This window comes from Streptomyces sp. NPDC048392, assembly GCF_043200575.1.
Classification (GTDB): Bacteria; Actinomycetota; Actinomycetes; order Streptomycetales; family Streptomycetaceae; genus Streptomyces.
Genome location: NZ_JBICYB010000067.1, coordinates 1 through 16,573 on the forward strand (window position 1 = coordinate 1; position 16,573 = coordinate 16,573).

A 16,573-nucleotide genomic window follows, 5' to 3' on the forward strand; every position below is an offset into this window, starting at 1 on the left:
CAAGGGCAGTCACTTCCTCGCCTTCCTCGGCCTGGCCGCAGCCCTCACCTGCTACAAGAAGCTCGCGAAACTCACCACGTGAGACAACCTCTTAGTCGGGCTTCCCATTGCAATGCCGGGCACTGTACAAATGAAATGTCATTAGCCGATACTTTGCCCAATTACAGGCGAACAGTCGGCATCGGCGCGACGTCTTGGCCGGTTCTGGCACGTCATCGCGGAGATGCCGCACGAAGGGACCGATATTCGTGGCGCAGCGTGTCGTGGTCACTCTCTTTGACGACATCGACGGCTCGGAAGCGGCGGAGACGATCGCCTTCGGAGTCGACGGCCGGATGTACGAGATCGACCTGAACGAAGCCAATGCCCGGAAACTGCGCAAGGCGCTCGAGCCGTACGTCTCGGCCGGCCGCAAGCGCTCCCGGTCCGGCAAGGCGTACCGGCAGACGGAGGTCGCCCCCGACCCGGCGGCGGTGCGGGCCTGGGCCCAGGCGAACAAGATGGACGTGCCCGCGCGGGGCCGGATCCCGAAGAGGGTGTACGAGGCGTTCGCCGAGGCGCGGTGAGCCGGGCGCGAGCGGCCGACGGCCGCTCACCCGCCCCTCGCGGCAACCGACTTGCGCAGCACCCCGGGTGATCAGCTAAAGTCTGGAGCACGCCGAGGGGCGAGGCCGGACGGCCCAGCTCACGGAACACGCGGGTGTAGTTCAGTAGTAGAACATCCCCCTTCCAGGGGGAAGGCGCAGTGTGCAATTCCTGTCACCCGCTCTGCACCGCCGTACCGATGGTCCGATGGGATCAGGTAGGCTGGTGCTCGCACCGATCGGTGAAGGCCGGTCGGGGGCAATGCGGACGTAGCTCAGTTGGTAGAGCGCAACCTTGCCAAGGTTGAGGTCGCGAGTTCGAACCTCGTCGTCCGCTCGGGAATCAGACCCCGGTCCTCCAGGACCGGGGTCTTTTCGTGCGCCCTGACCGGGCCGGGTGTCCGGACCGCCGGGTGTCCGGACCGGGCCGGGTGTCCGGACCGCCGGGTGTCCGGACCGGGCCGGGTGTACGGCCGTCCGGCTCTGACATTTGTCATGCCCGGTGATGACGGGCCGCACTGCCGCCCCGCCCGGTGCGCCGGAATGCTTGAGGCATGCGAACAGACGGACACGAACGCGTGATCGAGGTCACCGGCCTGCGGCGTGTGTACGGGGGCGGGTTCGAGGCCGTGCGCGGGATCGACTTCTCGGTGCACCGGGGCGAGGTCTTCGCACTGCTCGGCACCAACGGCGCCGGCAAGACTTCGACGGTCGAGCTGCTGGAGGGGCTCGCCGCTCCGGCCGGCGGGCGGGTGCGCGTCCTCGGGCACGACCCGTACACCGAGCGGGCCGCCGTACGCCCCCGCACCGGGGTCATGCTCCAGGAGGGCGGCTTTCCCTCCGAGCTGACCGTCGCCGAGACGGCACGGATGTGGGCGGGCTGCGTGAGCGGCGCCCGCCCGCCGGCCGAGGTGCTGGCGCGGGTCGGGCTGGAGTCGAAGACCGACACCCGCGTGAAGCAGCTGTCCGGCGGCCAGCGGCGCCGCCTCGACCTGGCGCTCGCGCTGCTCGGCGATCCCGAGGTTCTCTTCCTCGACGAGCCCAGCGCCGGACTGGACGCCGAAGGCCGCCGGGACACCTGGGAGTTGGTGAGCGCGCTGCGCGACGGCGGAACGACGGTGCTCCTGACCACGCACTACCTGGAGGAGGCCGAGAACCTCGCCGACCGGCTCGCGATCATGCACGAGGGCCGGATCGCCGCCACCGGCACCCCGGCCGAGGTGACCGCCGCGCAGCCGTCCCGGATCTCCTTCGAGCTGCCCGACGGCTACTTCGTGGGCGACCTGCCGCCGCTGGCCGAGCTGGGCGTGAGCGGCCACGAGGCCGACGGCCGGACGGTGAGGCTGCGCACCCGGGAACTCCAGCGCGCGGCCACCGGCCTGCTGGTGTGGGCCGGACAGGCCGGAGTGGAGCTGCGCCGCCTGGACGTGCGCTCGGCATCCCTGGAGGAGGCCTTCCTGGGCATCGCCGAGGAGGTGTCCGCGAGGACGGCCGACGGGACGACGCCCCGGACCCCGCGGACGCCGGACACGACGAAGGAGTACGCGGCATGAGCACCACGACCACGAAGCACCTCCCGGCCCGGGCCGCGAACGCCGGCGCCAGCACGCCGACGCGGCGCATGACCGCCCTCGCCCGCGCCGAACTGACCCTGCTCGGGCGGAACAGGGGCACCGTCTTCGCCGCGCTGTTCGTGCCGCTGGTGCTGCCGTTCAGCGTGCGGGCGGGGGCCGGGGAAATGGATCTCGCCGAGGCCGGACTGACCACCGGCACACTCGTCCTGCCCGCCGCGATCGGCTTCTCCCTGCTCTTCGCCGTGTACTCGGCCCTCGTCGGCGTCTTCGTCGTGCGGCGCGAGGAACTCGTCCTCAAGCGGCTGCGCACCGGCGAGCTGCGGGACGTGGAGATCCTCGGCGGATCGGCCCTGCCCGCCGTCCTCAGCGGGCTCGTGCAGTCCCTGCTGCTGGCGGTGGGCTGTGCGGTCCTGCTCGACCTGTCCGCGCCGTCGGCGCCCCATCTGGCCGTCCTCGGTCTGCTGCTGGGCCTTGTAATGTGCGCCGCGCTCGCGGCGGTCACCGCGAGCTTCACCAGGACCGGTGAGAGCGCGCAGGTCACGCCGCTGCCGTTCATGTTCGTCTCGATGTTCGGCTCCGGTCTGTTCCTCCCGCTGGACCTGCTCCCCGACCGGCTGGCCTCCGTCTGCGAACTGCTGCCGCTGACGCCCGTCATCACCCTGGTCCGCGGCGGCTGGACGGGCGACCTGACGGCGGCCGAGGCGCTGGGCGCCGTCGTGACGGCGGTGGCCTGGACCGTGCTCGCGGTGTTTGCTGTACGGCGGTGGTTCCGCTGGGAGCCACGGCACTGACGTACGAGTCGAGCGGGAGTGGCGGGCGGATGCGCAGGCCGGGCGGATGGTGGCGGCGGAAGAACACCCCGGAGAAGGTGGAGACCTACACCCGGTGGTCCTTCCACTTCTTCGGTCTGAGCGAGATCGGCGGCATCGGGCTGGCGACCTACGGCCAGGTGGGGCCGCGGCTCGCGACCGTGCTGTCCCTGATGGTCGCCACACACGCCGTGGTGTGCATGACGACCGCCTCCCGGGCGCTGGACTGGACCCGCGGGCGCCGCGCGCAGCCGGTACGGCAGCTGTGGCTGCTCGGCGCCGTCACCGCGGCCCTCGCGGTCGTCGCGGTCGTCATCGCCGAGCACGGCCCCGGCGGCCAGGAGGCCGACGCCGCGGCCATCGGGGTCTTCGTGGGCATGCAGGGCTTCGGCCTCGGCGTCCTGGCCCTCGGTGTGCACCGCCGGCGGGTCGTCGCCCTGGTCGGCGGCTTCTCGGCGGGCGCGGGAATCGCGGCGTACGCCGTGGGCATGCCGTGGCTCGGCGCGCTGGTCATGGCCGTGGTCCTGCTGGTGGCCGGCGGGTTCCTCGCCTTCACCGCGGTGCTCTCGGTCTGGCTCCTCGACGTGGTCTTCACGCTCGACGAGGCCAAGGAGACCCGCGCCCGGCTCGCCGTCGCCGAGGAGCGGCTGCGCTTCGGCCGGGACCTGCACGACGTGATGGGGCGAAACCTGGCGGTGATCGCGCTCAAGAGCGAACTGGCGGTCCGGCTGGCCCGGCGCGGGCGGCCCGAGGCGGTGGAGCAGATGATCGAGGCGCAGCGCATCGCGCAGGAGTCGCAGCGGGAGGTCCGGGACGTCGTGCGCGGCTACCGGGAGGCCGCCCTGGACGTCGAACTGGCCGGTGCCCGGGGTGTGCTCTCGGCGGCCGGCATCGTCCCGGAGGTCACAGGCGGGGCGGAGGGGCTGCCCGCCGAGGTGCAGTCCGCCCTCGGCTGGGTGGTGCGGGAGGCGACCACGAACGTACTGCGGCACGGGGACGCGAAGAAGGTCGCCGTGATGGTGCTGATGTCGGAAGGACGGGTAGTGCTGACGGTGGAGAACGACGGGGACACGGAGGCCACCGGCCCCTCGGCCGGAGCGGACGCGCCCGCCGGGAGCGGCGGCTCAGGGCTCGCCGGGCTGCGGGAGCGGCTCTCCGCGGTGGGCGGGACGCTGGAGGCGGGTGCCGTCGGCAAGGGCCTGTTCCGGCTGACGGCCGAGGTGCCGCTGCCGGCCGCCGGGGCCGGGGCCGCGCTGGAGGTCGCGTCGTGACGACGACCGTGCGCGTACTGCTCGCCGACGACGAACACCTCATCCGCGGGGCCCTGGCGGCCCTGCTGTCGCTCGAGGACGACCTGGTCGTCGTCGCCGAGGCGGCCACCGGCCCGGAAGCACTGGCCATGGCACGGGCGCACACGCCGGACGTCGCCGTACTGGATCTCCAGATGCCGGGCGCCGACGGTGTGAAGGTCGCCACATCACTGCGGGCCGAGCTGCCCGCCTGCAAGGTGCTGATCGTGACCAGTCACGGGCGGCCCGGACATCTGAAGCGGGCCCTCGCGGCGGGGGTGCGCGGGTTCGTCCCCAAGACGGTCAGCGCCCAGCGGCTCGCCGAACTGATCCGCACGGTGCACGCCGGAAACCGGTACGTCGACCCCGAGTTGGCCGCCGACGCGATCTCCGCCGGGGACTCCCCGCTGACCGCGCGCGAAGCCGAGGTGCTGGAGCACGCCGCCGACGGGGCGCCCGTCGCGGAGATCGCCGAGCGCGCCGCGCTCGCCGAGGGGACCGTACGGAACTACCTGTCGTCGGCCGCGAGCAAGCTCGGCGCCGGGAACCGGCACACGGCGGTGCGTCTCGCGCGGGAGCGCGGTTGGGTATAGTGGCTGTCGCGCCACGGCGACGTCCACGACGAAGCCCGCGCGCAGTGCGAACGTAGCTCAGTTGGTAGAGCGCAACCTTGCCAAGGTTGAGGTCGCGAGTTCGAACCTCGTCGTTCGCTCCGCACAGGAAGCCCCCGGCTCCGGCCGGGGGCTTCCTCGTGTCCGCGCGGTGACGGCCCGCTCGGCCGTCGCGCCGCTAAGACCAGCGCTGGCCGGTCAGGAGCTCGTAGGCCTCCACGTACTTCCCGCGGGTGGCGTCCACGACCTGCCGCGGCAGCGCCGGCGGGGGCTGCTCGCTCCCGCGGTCCCAGCCGGACTCCGACGAGGTCAGCCAGTCCCGCACGAACTGCTTGTCGTACGACGGCTGCGCGCGGCCCGGCTGCCACTGGTCGGCCGGCCAGAAGCGGGACGAGTCCGGGGTGAGGACCTCGTCCGCGAGCACCAGGCCGTCCCCGTCGAAGCCGAACTCGAACTTGGTGTCCGCGAGGACGATGCCGCGTTCACGGGCGATGTCCCGGGCGCGGGAGTAGACGGCGAGGGTGGCCTGGCGCAGGGCGGCCGCGGTGTCCGCGCCGACCTGGCGGGCGACCTCCTCGTAGGAGACGTTCTCGTCGTGCTCGCCGACCTCGGCCTTGGTGGCCGGGGTGAAGATCGGGGCGGGCAGCTCCGAGCCGTCGACCAGGCCCTCGGGCAGGGCGAGGCCGCAGACGGTGCGGGTCTCGTCGTACTCGGCCAGCCCCGAGCCGGTGAGGTAGCCGCGGGCCACGCACTCCACGGGGACCATGCGCAGCGACTTGCAGACCAGGGCGCGGCCCTCCCAGTCGGCGGGGGCGCCGGGGGGCAGCTCGGTGCTCAGGACGTGGTGGGGTACCAGGTCCGCGAGCTGGTCGAACCACCACAGGGAGAGCTGGGTGAGGACCCGGCCCTTGTCGGGGATCTCGGTCGGCAGCACCCAGTCGTAGGCGGAGATGCGGTCGCTGGCGACCATCACGAGGTCGCCCGCCTCGGTGCGGTACAGCTCGCGCACCTTGCCGGTGTGCAGATGCACCAGACCCGGAACCTGGATCGGCTCGGGCTTCTCGACGAATCCGGACACGGTTCCTCCCCGTGGTTGGACAAAAGGAGCGCCCGTGGGGCTCCCACAGGGTGGTGGTGGGAGACGGGTGGGCCAGTACGTCGATTCTCCCGTACGCCGCGGGAGGAGGGGGCGGCGGGTCAGTCCCGTTTGCAGATGCGGTCCAGGAGGTTGGCGGTGGCCCGCTGGACGCGCGGGTCGACGTGGCCGGGGCGGTCCAGGGCCGGGGACCAGGCGAAGGTCCCGGACGCGAAGACCCAGGCGCCCGACGGGGCCCGGTACAGCGACGTCTCCTGGTGGCGCCGGACGCCGTCGGCGTCGGCGTACGGGGAGTGGGCGAGCAGGACCCGCTCGTCGTGGTCGGGGAGCGCGGTGCGCGGGAAGTAGCGGTCGGCCTCGCCCGCGACCAGGTCCTCGATCTCGTCGCCCTCGTGCGCTCCGGTGGCCTCCCAGAGCCAGTGACCGGCGTTACGGACGATCATCGGGTGCGGCTCGGGGACGCGGCCGGCGTACTGGATGCCGAGCAGCTGCTGCTCCGGGCGGTCGATCTCCCGCCACAGCGCCGGCCGACCGGGCCCCTTGCGCTTGCGGCAGGTCAGCAGGCGGTCCGGGGCACCGGACGGGGAAGGGGCCAGCTCCACCTGCCAGTACATGGTGTTGGCGGAGAGGAAGATTAGGGACGTGCCCTGCCCGCGGGCGAGTTCGGTGGTGCGGCGCATGGCGGCGGACCAGTACTCGTCGTGGCCCGGGAAGACCAGGCCCCGGTAGCGGGTCGGATCGACGCGGCCGGAGTGCAGGTCGCGGGCGTCGGCGTAGGCGAGGTCGTAGCCGTAGCGTTCGGCGAAGCGGATGAAGTCGTAGGCGTGACCGACGTGCAGCGGCAGCCCCGCACCCGCGTACGGCCGGTCGAAGGAGACGGTCGTCGCGGCGTCCGCCTCGCCCAGCAGGCGGCCCTCCTCGTCCCAGGCGTGGTAGAGGCTGGCGCCGGTGCGGCCGTCCTCCGGGTAGAGGTTGTACGCCTGCCAGGTGACGTCCGGCAGCAGGAGGAGCAGGTCGGCCGGGTGGTTGTCGCGGACCGTGAAGGGGACGTGGGAGCGGTAGCCGTCGGCGGTGGTGAGGACGGCGACGTACGCGCCGATGTTCCAGTACGACGGGATCTGGAGCCGCCAGGACAGCCACCAGTGGTGGCAGGAGACGGTGCGGTCGGCGGTGAGCGGCGGGGGCTGGACGATGCCGGACAGGCGGGGGCTGGTGGTGATCTTGGCGGCGCCGTCACCGCCGTAGTGGCCGATCCGGTAGACGTCGACGCTGAACTCCTGCGGCGGGTCGACGGTGATGTGGAAGTCGATGGCCTCGCCCGGGGCGGCGGCTCCCGTCGAGGCGAAGCCCTTGATCTGGCGGCGAACGTCGTCGGCGGCGCGAGGGCCGCCGCCGGTGCCGGTGCGCCGTTCGCCGTCCCTCGCGCCGGGCTTTCCGTCCGGGGCCGGTGCGACGTCGTCCTGGTCCGCATACCAGGCGACCACCTGGCCGGTGTCGCCGAAGTACGTCTCGCCGCCGCGCAGCCACGGGACGGGCCCCTGTCCGAAGGGGTCCGTCACGGCGTGCGCGAGTGCTCCCGACTCCCAGCGGCGGATCTGCTCGGGCCCCATGGGACAGTCCCCTCCCTCGTGCCCCCGTGGTCGTGCGTATGACGAACGCCTTTGCCATGTGCGCGATCGGTCCCAGCACATCACATTTCGCACGCGTGCTGTCACTGTTCGTCGCGAAGTGGCCGAAAGTGGAATGCCAGGGTCCGATTCGCCCGCGCTCCGGAGGCAGGGCGCGGCAGGCTGGGTCGGGCCCAGGGGGTCGGGCCCGGAAATCCGGCCCGGGAGTCGGCCCGGAAGTCCGGCCCGGGAGCCGGCCCGGGGGTCGGCCAGGACGTCGGGCCGGGGGCCGGCCGAAGAGCCGGGCCGGGGGTCGGCCAGGAAGTCGGGCCGGGAGTCGGCCAGGGGGTTCAGACCAGGCGCACCGGCTTTTCCGGGCGTATGCCGAGGTCGGTCATCCAGGTGCGCAGCGGGCCCGGGTCGCCGGTCTCGACGAGGCTGAGCACGCTGGGCGCGAGATCCGCGGCGCGGCCGCCGTCGAACAGGAGCGACGGTCCGTCGAGCCAGTCGAGGCCGGGGGCCGCGCCGGCGGTGTCCATCGCCGCGCAGCACACCATCGCCGTGATGTGCGCGGTGAGGATCTCGCGGCCGGTGCGCGGCGGCTGGAGCGGGAGGAGGGGGAGCGCGCGGTCGTCCCAGAGGGCGGCGTCGGGACCGGCCGTCGGCCCGGCGGCCGGTCCCGGGGCGGAGGAGGGAGTCCCGGGCCGCCCCTCCGCCTCCTCCCGGGCCAGCTGCGCACTGAGCCCGGCGGCCAGAGCGGCACCACGGGCCGTGGTACCGGCGAGATCGTCCTCGTCCTCGGCGCCGGCGTCGGCCTCGGCGGGTGTGCCGAGGTGGTGGGTGGGCATGTCGTGATCGTCGTACGCCGGATGCGGGGCGTCGTGGCCGCCGTACTGGGGGTGCGGGGCGCCGGTGGGCATGCCCGCCCCGCCTGCCCGGGCACCGGTGGCGCTCCCCGCGTCGGCGTCCGGGGCCGTGAGGTGGTCCAGGACGCGGGCCAGGGTCGGGCCGTCCGTGTCCGGCGCGGTGCCCTCGGCGGCGCGGCGGACGCCCAGGGTGTCCAGCACGCGGTGCAGGCGGGCCGCGTCCGTGCGCCAGGTCCGGTCGACGACCTCCTCGGGATACTCGTCCCAGCCCACCGGTGACCAGTCCGGACCGGTCTCGGCGGGCCCCCCGTGGAAGAGGCGCGCGGCCAGGAGCGAGACGGCCTCGTCCATCACCCCGGGCTCCTCCAGCAGGTCACAGGCGGGACGCTCGCCCAGGCGGGAGGCGAAGCCCTCGGCCAGACGGTCGCGCCGGGACAGCTCCGTCAGGGCGGCGACGACGCCCACGTCCAGCCGGGAGGGCCAGCGGCCCATCCGCCAGGCGGGCAGCGCCACCCGGGTCAGCAGCCGGTCCCAGCCCGCGTACGCGAGCCCGACCTGCTCCTGCGCGACGATCCGCAGCCCGTAGTCCACAGCCTGTGCACGCTCGGCGCCCGCGGCCGCGACCCCGCGCTCCATCTCGGCCGCGTGACCGCGGCAGCTGTGCAGCAGAAGCCGGGACACCCAGCCGAGGCCCGCGCACGCCAGACGGGACAGCGGGTCGCTCCGGCCCGCCGAGGCCACCGCCACGGCGGCGTCCAGACCTCGTATGAAGCGCCGGGCCGCGGCTATGTCGGGGTGCGCCGAGGGCCCCGTACCGGCGATGACCGGGGCGAGGACGGCGCGCAGCTCGCCCACCCGCATCCACCACAGGAAAGGTGAGCCGATGACCAGGACGGGCGCGGCGGCACGGCGGCGGTGGGCGGCCCCGCCCGGGCCGGCCAGGTCGTCGTCGTGCTTCTGTACGGGTGGCGGGCCGTGGGCCGGGTGGGTGCGGTCCTCCAGCCAGCTGTCGCAGTCAGGGGTGAGGGCTATCGCGGAGGGGGCGGGGACGTCGAGCCGGTCGGCCAGGTCGCGCACCATCCGGTAGAGATCCGGCGCCGACTCCTCGGCGATCGTGACCGTGGGGGTCACGGCCGGCCGGGAACGGGCCACGACCAGCGCGACTCCGGTGGCGGCCGACAGCACGAGCAGCGCGAGGACGCCCACGGTCCAGCGGAGGACGTCCCAGCCCTGGCCCGCGAGGTGCCCGGTGGAACCGCCGACGAGAAGGATCACGGCGGCGGCAGCGGGCAGCAGGGCCACGGCCAGCGCGCGGCTGCGGACCCGCAGCACCGCCAGCGCCCGGACACGCGCGGCCTGCGCACCCATCTCCACACCACCGATACCGGTCACGACCGGACCTCACCCCCTCATCGCTGTCCTGTCCGTCCTGGACCGTCCTGCAGCCTTGCTGCTCTTCCGCTCCTGCTCACTCCACCCACTGTGGCACCCGGCACTGACATCGCAATGCCGGTGGGCCAAGTGCCGGAACGCTTGCGCGGCACCATAGTTGGGGGCCTCGCGCCCGTCAGCCGTATGGCCCATCGGTCACCCGATGGAATGGCTTTGGGGAAAGGTGAAGACAGACAGCAAAGGTCAGGCCCCGGCTCCTGAGACGGAGCCGGGGCCTGCCGGGTTCGGTGCGGAACGGGCGCCCGACCGTGCCCAGGGGCGTCTGGAGGCGTCTGGAGACGCCCGGGTGTGTGCGGGTGTGTGCGGGGTGCCCTGGATGAACCCGGGGTTACGCCCGCGCGGCCTTCGCCGCGATGTCGGTGCGGTGCTGCGAACCGTCGAGGCCGATGCGGGCGACGGCCCGGTAGGCACGGTCGCGGGCCTCGGTGAGGTCGGCGCCGGTGGCCGTGACGGACAGGACGCGGCCACCGGCGCTGACGACGGCGTCGCCCTCGGCGCGGGTGCCGGCGTGCAGGACGTAGGCGTGCGGGGCGTCCTCGGCGGCCACCGCGTCGAGGCCGGTGATCGGGTCGCCGGTGCGCGGGGTGCCGGGGTAGTTGTGGGAGGCGACGACCACGGTGACGGCCGCGTCGTCGCTCCAGCGCAGGGGCTCGAGGTCGGCGAGGTTGCCGGTGGCGGCGGCCATCAGCAGACCGGCCAGCGGGGTCTTCAGACGGGCCAGCACGACCTGGGTCTCGGGGTCGCCGAAACGGGCGTTGAACTCGATCACGCGCACACCGCGCGAGGTGATCGCGAGCCCGGCGTAGAGGAGCCCGGAGAAGGGGGTGCCGCGTCGGCGCATCTCGTCGACGGTGGGCTGGAGCACGCTCTGCACGACCTCGTCGACCAGCTTGGGGTCGGCCCAGGGCAGCGGCGAGTACGCGCCCATGCCGCCGGTGTTCGGGCCCTCGTCGCCGTCCAGGGCGCGCTTGAAGTCCTGGGCGGGCTGGAGAGGGCGTACGTTATCGCCGTCGGTGACGGCGAAGAGGGAGACTTCGGGGCCGTCGAGGAACTCCTCGATGACGACGCGGTCGCAGGCCGCCGCGTGCGTCCGGGCGGCCTCGACGTCGTCGGTCACGACGACGCCCTTGCCTGCGGCCAGCCCGTCGTCCTTGACCACGTAGGGGGCGCCGAAGGCGGCGAGGGCCGCGTCGACCTCGGCCGGAGCGGTGCAGACGTAGGAGCGGGCCGTGGGCACGCCGGCGCCGGCCATGACGTCCTTGGCGAAGGCCTTGGAGCCCTCCAGCCGAGCGGCCTCCCCCGAGGGGCCGAAGACCGGGATGCCCGCCTCGCGCACGGCGTCGGCGACCCCGGCGACCAGGGGCGCCTCCGGCCCGACGACGACCAGCTCGGCGCCGAGCCGCGTGGCCAGCGCGGTGACGGCCGCGCCGTCGAGGGCGTCGACCTGGTGCAGTTCGGCGACCTCGGCGATACCGGCGTTGCCGGGTGCGCAGTGCAGCGCGGTGACGTCGGGGTCGAGGGACAGGGAACGGCACAGGGCGTGTTCGCGGGCGCCGCCGCCGATGACAAGGACCTTCACGGGGTGAAGCCTAATGGGAAGGGGCCGGTGCGGTTTGTGCGGGCTTCCGAAGCAGGGGGGCGCGGAGGCTTGTGGCTTCCTCCAGCACACCTCCGGCAGACCTCCCCCACACCTCAGGCAGCCCTCCCGCAGAACGCCGGAAGCCGCCGAAGGCCGACGGGAGGGCCGTCGGGAGGACTCCGGGGAACGGTCGGCGCCCGCCCCGCGCCCCGGTTCGCGTCCCGCGCGGCTATTCGTTCACGATCTCCTCGACCACCGTCGCGCCCAGCTCGCGTACCAGCAGCTCCTTGCCGGAGAGGGCCGACTCGTCGAGGTCCGGGTCGTCGTCCTCGGCGGTGTCGTCCTCGGGGGAGACGGGGGGCGGCTCGGGTGCCGGGGGCCGAGCCGCGGGGGCGGGGGCGGGGGCGGACGCCTGGGCCGGAGGCGGGGCGGCGGGTGTGGACGAGGGCGCGGGAGCCGACGGCCGCTGTGCGGGCGCGCCGCCACCGAAGCCGCCTCCGCCCCCGCCCCCGCCGCCTCCGAGACCGCCGCCTCCGGACCCTCCGTAGCCACCGGAGGGACCCGCGGGACCGGCGGGACCGGCGGGCGGCGGGGGCGCCGAGCCGCCGGAGGGGTCGATGACCGCCTCGATCTTCCACTGCACGTTGAACTGCTCGGCCAGGGCTTGGCGCAGCACGTCCTCGCTGCCGCTGCTGACGAAGTTGTCGCGAGCACCGGCGTTGACGAACCCGAGCTGGAGGGTGGTGCCGTCGAAGCCGGTCACCTGGGCGTTCTGGCTGAGCAGGATCCAGGTGAACCGGCGGCGGTTCTTGACCGCCTCCAGAATGTTGGGCCAGAGCGAGCGGGGGTCGGCCCCGGCGCCCGACGGGGGCGGGCCGGGGGAGGCGGCCGGCGCCGGGGCCGCGGCAGGGGAGGGCGACGGAGCCGGGGCGGGCCCGGGGCCCGGAGCGGCCGGTGTCCGGGGTTGTCCACCGCCCGCCGGCGCCGCCGTGGGCCACCCGCCGGCACGGCGGCCGCCACCCGCGGGAGCCGCGGTCGGCCAGGCGCCCGGCGCGGGCGCCGAGGCGGGGGCGGGAGCGGCGGCGGGCGCCGGGGTGGGAGCGGCAGCAGGAGGGGGCGCGGTCTGCGGGTGTCCGCCACGGGCAGGCCCGCCGCCCGTGTCGGGCGCGGGGCCGGTCCCGGCAGCCGCCTCGGCCGACGAGCCACCGCCCGGCGCACCTGCCGGACCTCCGGCGCCCGGCCCCCGTACCGCCGCACGGGCCGCGGCGGGCCCACCGCCCGGCGGAACCGGGGCCGCGGCGGGCGGGACGTGGGCGGCGGAGGCCGGGGCGGCGGGCGCCGCACCGGCGGGGGCCGCACCGGCGGGGGCCGCGCTTCCCGCCCCGGTGTGCGCCTCGGGACCGGGCGCGTACCCCAGGGCAGGCGCACCCGAGCCCGCCGAGAACTGCACCCCTCGCTCGATCCGGTCCAGCCGGGCCATCAGCGAACGCTCGTCGCCGTACGCGGCGGGCAGCAGCACGCGCGCGCAGATCAGCTCCAGCTGGAGGCGCGGCGAGTGCGCGCCGCGCATCTCCGTGAGCCCCTCGTTGACGATGTCGGCGGCACGGCTCAGCTCGGCGGCGCCGAAGGACCGCGCCTGGGCCTGCATCCGTTCGACGACGTCGGCGGGGGCGTCGATGAGTCCCTTCTCCCCGGCGTCGGGCACTGCGGCGAGGATCACCAGGTCGCGGAGGCGCTCCAGCAGGTCGGTGACGAAGCGCCGCGGATCGGCGCCCCCCTCGATCACCCGGTCCACGACCCCGAAGGCGGCCGAGCCGTCCCCCGAGACGAACGACTCGACGACGGAGTCGAGCAGCGAGCCGTCCGTGTAGCCGAGCAGGGAGGTCGTCATGTCGTACGTCACACCGTCGGCGCCGGCGCCCGCGAGCAGCTGGTCCATGACGGACATGGAGTCACGCACGGACCCCGCGCCGGCCCGCACCACGAGCGGGAGCACGCCCTCCTCGACCGCGATCCCCTCGCTGCCGCACACCTCGGCGAGGTAGTCGCGCAGGGTGCCGGGCGGCACGAGCCGGAACGGGTAGTGGTGGGTCCGCGACCGGATGGTCCCGATGACCTTCTCGGGTTCGGTGGTCGCGAAGACGAACTTCAGATGCTCCGGTGGCTCCTCGACGACCTTCAGGAGGGCGTTGAAGCCCTGCGGGGAGACCATGTGGGCCTCGTCGATGATGTAGATCTTGTACCGGCTGGAGGCGGGTCCGAAGAAGGCCTTCTCGCGCAGGTCCCGGGCGTCGTCCACGCCACCGTGCGAGGCGGCGTCGATCTCGATGACGTCGATCGAACCCGGCCCGTTCCTGGCGAGGTCCCGGCACGACTGGCACTCGCCGCACGGCGTGGGCGTGGGGCCCTGCTCGCAGTTCAGACAGCGCGCCAGGATCCGGGCACTGGTCGTCTTGCCGCAGCCGCGCGGACCGCTGAACAGGTACGCGTGATTGACCCGGTTGTTCCGCAGCGCCTGCTGCAGCGGGTCGGTGACATGCCCCTGCCCGATGACCTCGGCGAAGGACTCCGGGCGGTAACGGCGGTAGAGCGCGAGAGACGACACGCATACGAGGTTATAGGCGCCCACCGACAACCGGACCGCCCGCGAACGAGACGCCCCCCACGCACCCGCCAGAGCCGACCTACCCTTGCTGCCTTCCGGCCCTGGGGGAGTTCAGTCAGATAGCGCCGCGTGAGGGGCTGGGCCATACGTTACCCGATGTGGGGCCCTCGGAACGAGTTCGCAAGCACTCCTCGACGTCATGTAATGTTCTCTGCGGAGGATTCGCCTAGAGGCCTAGGGCGCACGCTTGGAAAGCGTGTTGGGGGCAACCCCTCACGAGTTCGAATCTCGTATCCTCCGCCAGTGCCTCACCGGGCACGATGTCGAAGGGCCCCACCGTTCGCGGTGGGGCCCTTCGACGTGTGTGGTCTCAGTTTTGGTCTCAGTAGGCCAGCGACCTGACAGACCGCGGGCCGTGAGGAGCGGCACACACTCGGGCTCCGGCCCGAACCGTGCCCATCGCCGGGAGATGCTGGCGCCCAGCTCAGCAGACCGTGCAGCCCCACCGGACAGATCAGCGGATGCGCTCGCCATGATCACCCGGGCCTTCGCTGCCGGGGTCGCCAATCCGACCGATCATGTGGGTGGCCTCTGACATGCTGGTGCCCCTACCACTGGCAGTCAGAGAGCAGGACCTGAGTTGAGCACCCTGGGTGGCCTTGTCTGGTCGATCGCCGACCAGCTGCGAGGCGTCTACAGGCCGCACCAGTACGGCGGCATCATCCTTCCATTCACGATCCTGCGACGCCTGGACTGCCTGCTCTCACCCACCCGCGACGAGGTCCGCGCCCTCGCCGCGGAGTTCAAGGGCGGCGCCCTGGACGTCCAGGTCAAGCGCATGACCGGCCTGAACTTCTACAACACGTCGCAATACGACTTCGCCAGGCTGCTCGAAGACCCCGAGGGCCTGCGCGCCAACCTGATCGACTACATCTCCCACTTTCTCCAGCAACATCGACGTTTTCGAGCGTTTCGGCTTCGAGACGGAGATCAACCGGCTGGATGAGAAGAACCGGTTGTACCTGATCGTCTCCAAGTTCGCCGACGTTGACCTGCACCCCTACCGTCCCCAACGCGGCGATGGGCGACTTGTACGAGCACCTGATCTACAAGTTCGCGGAAGCCTCCAACGAGGAGGCCGGCGAACACTACACGCCACGCGACGCGATCCGCCTCATGGTCGACCTGCTGTTCGCGGAGGAGAGCGAGGCTCTGCTGGAGCCGGGCGCCATCCGGACAATCTACGACCCCACCGCTGGCACGGGCGGCATGCTCTCGGTGGCCGAGGAGCGTCTCCTGGAGCGCAACCGGCAGGCCCGCCTCCGGCTGTACGGCCAAGAGATCAACGACCTGTCCTACGCGATCTGCAAGTCCGACATGATCGGCAAGGGACAGGACGTCGGCAACATTAAGCTCGGAGACACGCTGGCCGACGACAAGTTCTTCGACAAGACCTTCGATTTCTGCATGTCTAACCCGCCCTACGGCGTGGACTGGAAGGCTTCGAAGGACGCAGTCGAGGAGGAGCAGAAGAAGGGCGGTCCCAACGGCCGCTTCGCGCCTGGCCTGCCTCCCATCTCGGATGGCCAGATGCTCTTCCTGACCCACCCAGGGCTTCGGCGTAGTCGTGTGACGCCCGGTTCGTGGCGAACTGCCAGCTCAGCGGTGCTCTCGGAACGTGACAGGCACGGCTTCCAAGATCATGGAGTTCTCTACGCCCCGTGATCCAAGTGGAAGACCGTGCCTGCCGACGCATCATCTCTGATCCCGCCTGCCCTTGACCAACTGCGCGAGAGTCCGCAGGTAGGCCCCGAGGAGGTCCCGGACCTACTGGAGCGGCTGGCCGAGGTGCCGGACCCGCGTGATCCGCGCGGGGTGCGCCACCGCCTGGCTGTCGTGCTCACTCTCACCGCGTGCGCGGTGCTGGCCGGTGCGACCTCGCTGCTGGCGGTTGGCGAATGGATCGCCGACGCCCCCGGCTATGTGCTGGAACAGGTCGGTGCCGACCCCGATCCGCTTCTGCCCAGGCGGGTCCTGCCCGCAGAGACCACCGTCCGCCGACTGCTGGCCCGCATCGACGGCGACACGCTGGACCTGGCTGTCGGGAGCTGGCTCGCCGACCGCCGCCCGAAGGTGACCGGGCTGCGCGGCCTCGCCGTGGACGGCAAGAGCCTGCGCGGTGCGGCCAAAGCGAAGGGCCGCAAGATCCATCTTCTCGCCGCACTGGAGCACACCACCGGCCTGGTCCTGGCCCAGCTGGACGTCGGCGAGAAGACGAACGAGATCACCTGCTTCCAGCCGCTGCTGGATACCGTCGCCAACCTGGCCGGCGTCGTCGTCACCAGCGACGCCATGCACACCCAGCGCGAGCACGCCGACTACCTCCTCGGCCGGGGCGCCCACTACTGAACCGCCCCGGGTTCGGTAGAGATCTCAGATTGTGGTGATGACCTGGGGTTTCGTGAGTTCGGTGTAGTAGTTGGCTTCGTATTCGACGGGCG

General features: G+C 72.8%; 13 protein-coding genes, 4 tRNA genes and 1 other RNA gene. 12 read left to right on the forward strand and 6 right to left on the reverse strand.

Annotated elements, in window-relative coordinates; all coding sequences use genetic code 11:
• Positions 1-248: 248 nt before the first annotated feature.
• The 8 genes from ACGFYH_RS36050 to ACGFYH_RS36085 all read left to right on the forward strand — a co-directional run bounded on the left by ACGFYH_RS36050 (position 249) and on the right by ACGFYH_RS36085 (position 4,968).
• Entirely contained in the window at positions 249-566 is a 318-nt protein-coding gene (locus ACGFYH_RS36050; RefSeq protein ID WP_393807397.1) for an Lsr2 family protein, read from the forward strand.
• Positions 567-696: 130 nt separating this feature from the next.
• Positions 697-768, forward strand: a tRNA-Gly gene (locus tag ACGFYH_RS36055).
• An 80-nt stretch (positions 769-848) separates the two neighbouring features.
• Positions 849-921, forward strand: a tRNA-Gly gene (locus tag ACGFYH_RS36060).
• A gap of 217 nt (positions 922-1,138) precedes the next feature.
• A complete protein-coding gene (locus ACGFYH_RS36065; protein ID WP_393807398.1) occupies positions 1,139-2,137 on the forward strand; it encodes an ABC transporter ATP-binding protein in 999 nt (332 codons plus the stop codon).
• A complete protein-coding gene (locus ACGFYH_RS36070; RefSeq protein ID WP_393807399.1) occupies positions 2,134-2,949 on the forward strand; it encodes an ABC transporter permease in 816 nt (271 codons plus the stop codon). Before ACGFYH_RS36065 ends, ACGFYH_RS36070 begins: the two co-directional genes overlap by 4 nt.
• 29 nt (positions 2,950-2,978) lie before the next feature.
• Positions 2,979-4,238 carry a sensor histidine kinase gene (locus ACGFYH_RS36075; RefSeq protein ID WP_393807409.1) on the forward strand — a complete coding sequence of 420 codons (1,260 nt, stop codon included), beginning with the start codon at positions 2,979-2,981 and terminating at the stop codon, positions 4,236-4,238.
• A complete protein-coding gene (locus ACGFYH_RS36080) occupies positions 4,235-4,849 on the forward strand; it encodes a response regulator (protein ID WP_393807400.1) in 615 nt (204 codons plus the stop codon). The genes ACGFYH_RS36075 and ACGFYH_RS36080 overlap by 4 nt, the downstream gene beginning before the upstream one ends.
• Before the next feature lie 46 nt (positions 4,850-4,895).
• Positions 4,896-4,968: transfer RNA gene (locus ACGFYH_RS36085), tRNA-Gly, on the forward strand.
• 77 nt (positions 4,969-5,045) lie between these two features.
• Here ACGFYH_RS36085 and ACGFYH_RS36090 read toward each other — a convergent pair.
• The 6 genes from ACGFYH_RS36090 to ffs form a co-directional block, all read right to left on the reverse strand.
• The gene (locus ACGFYH_RS36090; protein ID WP_393807401.1) at positions 5,046-5,945 is read right to left on the reverse strand and encodes a phosphoribosylaminoimidazolesuccinocarboxamide synthase; all 900 of its coding nucleotides are present in this window, start codon (positions 5,943-5,945) and stop codon (positions 5,046-5,048) included.
• A gap of 119 nt (positions 5,946-6,064) precedes the next feature.
• The gene (locus ACGFYH_RS36095) at positions 6,065-7,573 is read right to left on the reverse strand and encodes a N,N-dimethylformamidase beta subunit family domain-containing protein (protein WP_393807402.1); all 1,509 of its coding nucleotides are present in this window, start codon (positions 7,571-7,573) and stop codon (positions 6,065-6,067) included.
• A gap of 347 nt (positions 7,574-7,920) precedes the next feature.
• Positions 7,921-9,828 (reverse strand): hypothetical protein, encoded by a 1,908-nt coding sequence (locus ACGFYH_RS36100; protein WP_393807403.1) that lies wholly within the window; start codon positions 9,826-9,828, stop codon positions 7,921-7,923.
• Positions 9,829-10,216: 388 nt separating this feature from the next.
• A complete protein-coding gene (gene purD / locus ACGFYH_RS36105; protein ID WP_393807404.1) occupies positions 10,217-11,467 on the reverse strand; it encodes a phosphoribosylamine--glycine ligase in 1,251 nt (416 codons plus the stop codon).
• Between the two features lie 229 nt (positions 11,468-11,696).
• The gene (locus ACGFYH_RS36110) at positions 11,697-14,072 is read right to left on the reverse strand and encodes a DNA polymerase III subunit gamma and tau (protein WP_393807405.1); all 2,376 of its coding nucleotides are present in this window, start codon (positions 14,070-14,072) and stop codon (positions 11,697-11,699) included.
• Between the two features lie 45 nt (positions 14,073-14,117).
• Positions 14,118-14,214: signal recognition particle sRNA small type (ffs, locus tag ACGFYH_RS36115), an RNA gene on the reverse strand.
• Positions 14,215-14,287: 73 nt separating this feature from the next.
• Here ffs and ACGFYH_RS36120 point away from each other — a divergent pair.
• From ACGFYH_RS36120 to ACGFYH_RS36135, 4 genes are all read left to right on the forward strand, one after another.
• Positions 14,288-14,375, forward strand: a tRNA-Ser gene (locus ACGFYH_RS36120).
• Between the two features lie 337 nt (positions 14,376-14,712).
• A complete protein-coding gene (locus ACGFYH_RS36125) occupies positions 14,713-15,078 on the forward strand; it encodes a type I restriction-modification system subunit M N-terminal domain-containing protein (RefSeq protein WP_393807406.1) in 366 nt (121 codons plus the stop codon).
• A gap of 74 nt (positions 15,079-15,152) precedes the next feature.
• Positions 15,153-15,797, forward strand: a complete 645-nt coding sequence (locus tag ACGFYH_RS36130; protein ID WP_393807407.1) for a class I SAM-dependent DNA methyltransferase — start codon at positions 15,153-15,155, stop codon at positions 15,795-15,797.
• Positions 15,798-15,812: 15 nt separating this feature from the next.
• Positions 15,813-16,481 (forward strand): ISAs1 family transposase, encoded by a 669-nt coding sequence (locus ACGFYH_RS36135; protein ID WP_393807408.1) that lies wholly within the window; start codon positions 15,813-15,815, stop codon positions 16,479-16,481.
• Positions 16,482-16,573 lie beyond the last annotated feature (92 nt).